The 7,500-nt window shown below is 38.1% G+C and carries 6 protein-coding genes, 2 rRNA genes and 1 riboswitch (1 of these 9 only partly in view); all 8 genes read left to right on the top strand.

The annotated features are described in order from the left end of the window. Positions 1-2,503, top strand: a 23S ribosomal RNA gene (locus tag T473_RS0114565) (it extends 396 nt beyond the left edge of the window). 64 nt (positions 2,504-2,567) lie between these two features. Continuing rightward, positions 2,568-2,684: ribosomal RNA gene (gene rrf, locus T473_RS0114560) — 5S ribosomal RNA — on the top strand. A gap of 406 nt (positions 2,685-3,090) precedes the next feature. Beyond that, positions 3,091-3,273, top strand: a riboswitch (cobalamin riboswitch). A 144-nt stretch (positions 3,274-3,417) separates the two neighbouring features. After that, positions 3,418-4,146 (top strand): energy-coupling factor ABC transporter permease, encoded by a 729-nt coding sequence (locus T473_RS0114555; RefSeq protein WP_024622546.1) that lies wholly within the window; start codon positions 3,418-3,420, stop codon positions 4,144-4,146. Further along, positions 4,136-4,420 (top strand): energy-coupling factor ABC transporter substrate-binding protein, encoded by a 285-nt coding sequence (locus T473_RS0114550; RefSeq protein ID WP_024622545.1) that lies wholly within the window; start codon positions 4,136-4,138, stop codon positions 4,418-4,420. Before T473_RS0114555 ends, T473_RS0114550 begins: the two co-directional genes overlap by 11 nt. A gap of 2 nt (positions 4,421-4,422) precedes the next feature. Further along, positions 4,423-5,121: a cobalt ECF transporter T component CbiQ gene (cbiQ, locus tag T473_RS0114545; protein WP_024622544.1), complete on the top strand. Its 699-nt coding sequence runs from the start codon at positions 4,423-4,425 to the stop codon at positions 5,119-5,121. Next, the gene (locus T473_RS0114540; RefSeq protein ID WP_024622543.1) at positions 5,114-5,923 is read left to right on the top strand and encodes an energy-coupling factor ABC transporter ATP-binding protein; all 810 of its coding nucleotides are present in this window, start codon (positions 5,114-5,116) and stop codon (positions 5,921-5,923) included. Before cbiQ ends, T473_RS0114540 begins: the two co-directional genes overlap by 8 nt. Before the next feature lie 319 nt (positions 5,924-6,242). Next, positions 6,243-7,025, top strand: coding sequence for a cell wall-binding repeat-containing protein (locus T473_RS16975; RefSeq protein ID WP_051365939.1), 783 nt, complete (start codon positions 6,243-6,245; stop codon positions 7,023-7,025). Beyond that, complete coding sequence (locus tag T473_RS17465; RefSeq protein ID WP_051365938.1) at positions 7,010-7,420, top strand: PepSY domain-containing protein; 411 nt, start codon at positions 7,010-7,012, stop codon at positions 7,418-7,420. Before T473_RS16975 ends, T473_RS17465 begins: the two co-directional genes overlap by 16 nt. Positions 7,421-7,500 lie beyond the last annotated feature (80 nt).

Genomic DNA, 7,500 nt, shown 5'->3' with positions numbered 1-7,500 from the left:
GATGTGATCCAGAGTACCACGGGACACGTGAAACCCTGTGGGAAGCAGGAGGGACCACCCTCCAAGGCTAAATACTACCTAGTGACCGATAGCGTATAGTACCGTGAGGGAAAGGTGAAAAGAACCCCGGGAGGGGAGTGAAATAGAACCTGAAACCCTACACTTACAAGCTGTGGAAGCACATTTTTAGTGTGACCGCGTACTTTTTGTAGAACGGGCCAACGAGTTACGTTAAGTAGCAAGGTTAAGCACTTATGGTGTGAAGCCGTAGCGAAAGCGAGTTTTAACTGAGCGTTTAGTTATTTGACGTAGACCCGAAACCGGGCGACCTACCCATGAGCAGGATGAAACGAAAGTAAAATTTCGCGGAGGTCCGAACCCACGAGCGTTGAAAAGCTCGGGGATGACTTGTGGGTAGCGGTGAAATTCCAATCGAGCCCGGAGATAGCTGGTTCTCCCCGAAATAGCTTTAGGGCTAGCCTTGAGCTTAGAGATACGGAGGTAGAGCACTGAATGTCCTAGGGGGTATTGTACTTACCGAAGACTATCAAACTCCGAATGCCGTTATCTTTTACTCAGGAGTCAGACTGTGGGTGATAAGATTCATAGTCGAGAGGGTAACAACCCAGATCGTCAGCTAAGGTCCCTAAATGTAAGTTAAGTGGTAAAGGATGTGGGATTGCACAGACAACCAGGATGTTGGCTTAGAAGCAGCCACTCATTTAAAGAGTGCGTAATAGCTCACTGGTCGAGTGATCCTGCGCCGAAAATTTCCGGGGCTAAAACTTACTACCGAAGCTACGACATCATTTATGATGGGTAGGGGAGCTTCCCATACGGGTCGAAGCATGACCGTAAGGACATGTGGACTGTATGGGAGTGAGAATGTTGGCATGAGTAGCGAGATGTGGGTGAGAATCCCACAGGCCGTAAACCCAAGGTTTCCAGGGGAAGGTTCGTCCGCCCTGGGTCAGTCGGGACCTAAGCTGAGGCCGAAAGGCGTAGGTGATGGATAACAGGTTGATATTCCTGTACCACCAATAACCGTTTGAGAAATGGGATGACACAGTAGGATAGGCTATGCACACTGTTGGTTATGTGTGCCTAAGTACTGAGGCAGTCTGGACAGGCAAATCCGTCCGGATATTAATGCTGGGGTACGATGGGGAGCGAAATTTAGTAGCGAAGTAGCTGATTTCACACTGTCGAGAAAAGTCTCTATCGAGGTTAAAGGTGCCCGTACCGCAAACCGACACAGGTGGGTGAGGAGAATATCCTAAGGCCAGCGAGAGAACTGTTGTTAAGGAACTCGGCAAAATGACCCCGTAACTTAGGATAAGGGGTGCCACCTTCGGGTGGCCGCAGAGAATAGGCCCAAGCGACTGTTTACCAAAACATAGGTTTCTGCTAAGTCGTAAGAGATGTATAGGAGCTGACGCCTGCCCGGTGCTGGAAGGTCAAGGGGATCTGTTAGGATTTATCCGAAGCAGTGAACTTAAGCCCCAGTAAACGGCGGCCGTAACTATAACGGTCCTAAGGTAGCGAAATTCCTTGTCGGGTAAGTTCCGACCCGCACGAAAGGCGTAACGATTTGGCACTGTCTCAACAACAGACTCGGTGAAATTGTAATACCGGTGAAGATGCCGGTTACCTGCGACAGGACGGAAAGACCCCATGGAGCTTTACTGTAGCTTGACATTGGGTCTTGGTACTACATGTACAGGATAGGTGGGAGGCTATGAAACCAGGACGCCAGTCTTGGCGGAGCCATCCTTTGGATACCACCCTTGTAGTACTGGGACTCTAACCATAGGCCATGAATCTGGTCTTGGGACACTGTCTGGTGGGCAGTTTGACTGGGGCGGTCGCCTCCCAAAAGGTAACGGAGGCGCTCAAAGGTTCTCTCAGTACGGTCGGAAATCGTACATAGAGTGTAAAGGCAAAAGAGAGCTTGATTGCGAGACATACAGGTCGAGCAAGGATGAAAATCGGACTTAGTGATCCGGTGGTTCCGCGTGGAAGGGCCATCGCTCAACGGATAAAAGCTACCCTGGGGATAACAGGCTTATCTCCCCAAGAGTCCACATCGACGGGGAGGTTTGGCACCTCGATGTCGGCTCATCACATCCTGGGGCTGTAGTAGGTCCCAAGGGTTGGGCTGTTCGCCCATTAAAGTGGTACGCGAGCTGGGTTCAGAACGTCGTGAGACAGTTCGGTCCCTATCCGTCGCAGGCGTAGGAAATTTGAGGAGATCTGTCCTTAGTACGAGAGGACCGGGATGGACACACCTCTGGTGTACCAGTTGTTCTGCCAAGGGCATGGCTGGGTAGCTATGTGTGGAATGGATAAGCGCTGAAAGCATCTAAGCGCGAAGCCGACTTCAAGATAAGATTTCCCACCGCAAGGTTAAGATCCCAGGAAGACTACCTGGTTGATAGGTCGAAGGTGGAAGTGCAGCAATGTATGGAGCTTATCGATACTAATAGATCGAGGACTTGACCTGATTTTAGATGATTTACTAAATTATATATGTAGTTTTTAGAGTACTAACTCTAATTTAAAGATTATGTGGTTACTATAGCAGAGAGGATACACCTGTTCCCATTCCGAACACAGAAGTTAAGCTCTCTTGCGCTGATGGTACTTGGTGGGAAACTGCCTGGGAGAGTAAGACGTAGCCACGTAGTCTTTTTTTAGTTTTTGATTAAATATTATGAGGRGTTAATGGTTAAATTCCGAACGTATATGATGACGATGTTGTGAGCTTGTAGGCTGGCTAAGAAAYCAAGCCAGACATCTACAAGMTCACAACAWCATCMTCATATCYATTCGAAATTCAACYATTAACCCTCTATTTTATTTAAATCTAAAACCKTAAAAGTTTCCTACGCTAGGGCTATGTCGCCGGGAATATCAAAATCAAAGTCAAGATTATGATCAAAATCAGCCTGCTAATAAATTATGGTACATGATTTTATTTTTTAAGTTCTATATATATTTTGTTGTGTAACCATTAGCAGAGTATGGAAATTTATTATAAAATAGTGTACAATATAACTTAGGTAATGGTAATAGTTATCTACAAAAAAATTAATATAAGATATTACTGGTTCTTGCTAGATTAATAGGGAAAAAGGTTAAATTCCTTTACAGCCCCCGCTACTGTGATGTTGACGAGACTTTTATATGCCACTGTAATGTAATTTCATTATGGGAAGGTGAAAGTTGAGATTGAGACTAAGTCAGGAGACCTGCCTGTGATATTAAGAGATTTCTTCGGGGAGGGAGAACGTTTTTAATATAGATGCAATAGTGTTTGCTTTTTTAATTGTTTATATTATGTAAACCCAACTCGAGTTGGGTTTTTTGTGTTTAACTTTTATTAAGTTTAAATAAAATTATAAATAGGAGGTAATTATGAAACGTTTTTTAAATTTATCTATATTCACCGCATTGATGTTGATTGTATTAAACCCTTTACCAGCTAATGCGATGCATATAATGGAAGGGTATTTACCAGTGGGATGGTCTATTTTCTGGACTGTTGTATTTATACCGTTCTTAGTTATTGGTTTGAGATCTGTAAATAAGGTAATTAAAGATCAGCCTAAGAAAAAGGTATTATTGGCATTATGTGGTGCGTTTGTATTTGTATTGTCTGCTTTAAAAATTCCTTCAGTTACAGGAAGTTGTTCTCATCCAACAGGGGTTGGTTTTGGAGCAATTGTTTTTGGCCCAAGCGTAATGGCTGTTCTAGGAACAATAGTGCTTTTGTTCCAAGCTTTATTATTAGCTCATGGAGGCCTGACTACTTTAGGAGCAAACGCTTTTTCTATGGCTGTTATTGGTCCTATAGTTTCATTTGCTATATTTAAATTACTTAAAAAGAGCAATGTAAAGACTTCTACATGTGTGTTTTTTGCTGCAGCTTTAGGGGACTTGGCAACTTATACTGTAACTTCACTTCAACTTGGATTGGCATTCCCTGATCCAACGGGTGGTTTTGTAGCATCTGCTGTTAAGTTTTTAGGAGTATTCTTTATTACTCAAGTTCCTATTGCAATAGCTGAGGGACTACTTACAGTTATAATATATAACCTTGTAATAGAAAATGAAGAGCAAGGAGTTGAGTTAATTGAGCACTAAGTCTAAGAGTAAGAAAAAAACTAATTTGATATTATTAGTGTTAGTAGTTTTGATAGCAGTCGTGCCGCTTTTATTTAATTCTGGAGCAGAATTTGGCGGGGCTGATGGAGAGGCTGAGGGGTTAATCACAGAAATTAATCCAGATTATGAACCATGGTTCGGAAGTCTATATGAGCCAGCTAGCGGTGAGATTGAAAGTTTATTATTCAGTGTACAAGCAGCACTTGGAGCTGGTGTTATAGGTTATTTCTTAGGTAAAAGAAAGAGAGACTAAGTATGCTTATTATAGATAAATATGCTTATACAAATGCACTTAGAGATATGAATCCAAATAAAAAAGTTTTGATTAGTGTATTTTTCTTGATTGTATCGATGATTATTCAAAATGTGTATGTACTAGCTTCTATAATAGTATTCATGAGCTTAGTAATTGTTTTTGTAGCGAAGATTGAGTTTAAAAAGTACTTGAAATTGCTTAGTATACCATCGGGATTTTTGATTTTAAGTATTCTTGTGACGCTTATTAATATAACTTCTAATAAAGAAAGCCTTCTGTATAGTGTAAATATTTTTAATATGTATTTCGGAGTATCTGAAATATCAATAAGTGTGTCTATTCATATACTATTCAGATCTATGTCATGCCTAACTTGTGTGTACTTTAGTATGTTGACAACTCCGTTTAATCAATTGATATATATTATGAAGAAACTACATATACCAGATAATTTTGTAGAGTTAGCGATGTTGACTTATAGGTTTATATTTATTTTTCTAGAAGAGTTTATGGAAATATATAAATCTCAAGAGCTTAGATTTGGGTATATAAATATAAAAAATTCGTATAGATCGTTGGGTCTTCTGGCTAATTTGCTGTATAATAGACTTATTAAGAGATATGAAGATATGTGTATTTCTCTAGATATGAAATTATATGATGGTGAATTTCACATAGTTGAGGTAAGAAATGTATAAAATAAAAAACTTAAGTTATAGATACGAAAAAGCAGATTATGCGCTTAATAACATTGACATGGATTTTGATAAGGGGGATGTCATTGGAATTGTTGGCTCTAATGGCTCGGGAAAATCTACTCTTTTTATGAATATGATGGGTATTTTAAAGCCGTCATCGGGTGAAATTTTATTTGATGGTGAATCTATTAAATACGATAAAAAATGCTTATATAAACTTAGAATGAATGTGGGTATAGTTTTTCAAGATCCAGAAAAACAGATATTCTATTCTAGGGTTTACGATGATATTGCATTTGCTCTTAGAAATATAGGTATTGATGAGAATAAAATAAAGTTTAGAGTAAGGAAGTCTTTAGAAGAAGTTCACTGCTTAGATTTAATTGATAAGCCAATTCATTTTTTAAGCTACGGTCAGAAAAAGAGAATAGCTATAGCTTCTGTTATAGCTATGGAGAATAAGGTTATCTTGTTGGATGAACCAACATCAGGTCTTGATCCATCGAGCACTAAGGCGGTAGTAAATATAATTAATAGAATGAAAGAAAATGGCGTGAAAGTTGTTATAACTAGTCATGATATGGACTTGATTTACAATATATGTGATTATATATATGTATTAAATAGAGGAAGTTTAGTTAGTGAAGGAAAGTCTATAGAAGTTTTTGAAGATCAAGGGAAAATCTTAGATTCTGATTTGGATTTACCATGGCTAGTAAGGGTACATAAAAATATGGATTTACCACTGTTTAAGTACGAGGAAGAGCTATTTTCTTATTATAAGAACAATTTGAATAAATAAGTTGTCTATATAAAACGTTACAAAAGCAATGATAAAAATTAAAAGTGAGAAGTAATTAGAATATAGTTAGATCGTCTCAAAAATGAGGCGGTCTTTTTTATGTGGTTTTATAAAAAACTCTGAAATTCTTCATTTTATATTTATAAAGTAAGAATATGAAGGATTTTGGTGTCAAAATATAGAATATATTACATGAATACAGTAAAATTTATTTTAAGAGTAGTATAATTAAAGTATTCAGATTTAGTAATTCTACTAAGTTGTACATTCGATATAGTGTTCCAAAATAGTGAAGGTTATTCTGCGGAAGGGGATTATTATGAGATTGAGTTTGAAATTAGGTAAAAAAATATTAACATTGGCTTTGTCGGTACTGTTGACAGCTTCAGTTTTTACAGTAAGCTCTAGTGCTCTTAGCTCTATTGGCAAAATTCAAGGTAAGGATAAGTATGAAACTTCAGCATTGATAGCTGATAAGCAATCTTACACTACAGCAATACTTATTAATGGCGATAAACTTGCCGATGGTCTTTCAGCAAGTGGCCTTGCAGGTGTTAAAGAGGCACCTATACTTCTTACAAGACAGAATTCCATACCTGCATCAGTTCAAAATAGGCTTAATAAAGCTAAGGAGATTTACATAGTAGGAGGAACTGCATCTGTAAGCTCTAGTATTGAATCCTCTCTTAAATCAAAAGGGAAGAGTGTTATTATAATTGATGGTACAGATAGAGTTGAGACTAGTCTTTTAACTTATTTTGAATGCGATATGGATACGTATTCAAATGATATATTCTTTGTTGCACCTTACAAAGGTGAGGCTGATGCTGTAAGTATAGCTTCTGCAGCTTATAAAGCAGGAACACCTGTTGTTTTGGCCGATGATTTTGTAGCTGAACTCTTTGAATCATATTGGGAATATTATGATTTGTATGCTATAGGCGGTAAAAATACTTTACCTGATCGCATAGTAGATAGATTGGGCGCTGAAAGAATAGCAGGCGCTGATAGATATGAGACAAATAAAAAAGTTATCCAGACATTTTATGATAATCCTAAGGAACTTCATATATCTGACTATATAACTTGGTTTATCCACTGATTGGAAGTTCTATTTCAAAATACGAACCTACAGTATTAGTTGGGAATAATAGCGATAAAACTGTTCTAAAAGGAGCAGAAAAGATTACTGCTATCGGCGAATTAAATTCAAATGTTCTGACTCAATGTTTAAACGCAGCTAATCTTCAAGGTGATGGATATATTACCATAGCTGCGGCTGAGAGGGCAGCCTTAGAAAATTGCTCTAGAAGAGCTAATGTAAGGATAAATGATTTGGTTATAGATTACTCTGAGCTAGATGTTCTTACTTGGGATGTTCCAATCTATAGGGTTAGAATTGATTCTAGATACGATGCTGGAACTTATGGACATTTCTTTGTAGATGCAAGAACTGGTGCAGTTTATAAAGATGTAAACGAAGGAACTATATGGTAAGATAATAAAATATAAAAATCTATCAAATAAATAATAATAAGTAGTTTATTAATAATAATTATTTAATTTGAAAAAAATAA

This window comes from Clostridioides mangenotii TR (genome assembly GCF_000498755.1).
In the GTDB taxonomy this organism is placed as follows: Bacteria; Bacillota; Clostridia; order Peptostreptococcales; family Peptostreptococcaceae; genus Metaclostridioides; species Metaclostridioides mangenotii_A.
Note: the sequence above shows the minus strand (reverse complement) of the source record. Positions and strands in the feature narration are given on the sequence as shown.

What these genes read in the sequence shown, in the direction of transcription:
- T473_RS0114555 (WP_024622546.1), top strand. Translation starts at nt 3,418, where the DNA reads ATGAAACGTTTTTTAAATTTATCTATATTCACCGCATTGATGTTGATT.
- cbiQ (WP_024622544.1), top strand. Translation starts at nt 4,423, where the DNA reads ATGCTTATTATAGATAAATATGCTTATACAAATGCACTTAGAGATATG.
- T473_RS0114540 (WP_024622543.1), top strand. Translation starts at nt 5,114, where the DNA reads ATGTATAAAATAAAAAACTTAAGTTATAGATACGAAAAAGCAGATTAT.
- T473_RS16975 (WP_051365939.1), top strand. Translation starts at nt 6,243, where the DNA reads ATGAGATTGAGTTTGAAATTAGGTAAAAAAATATTAACATTGGCTTTG.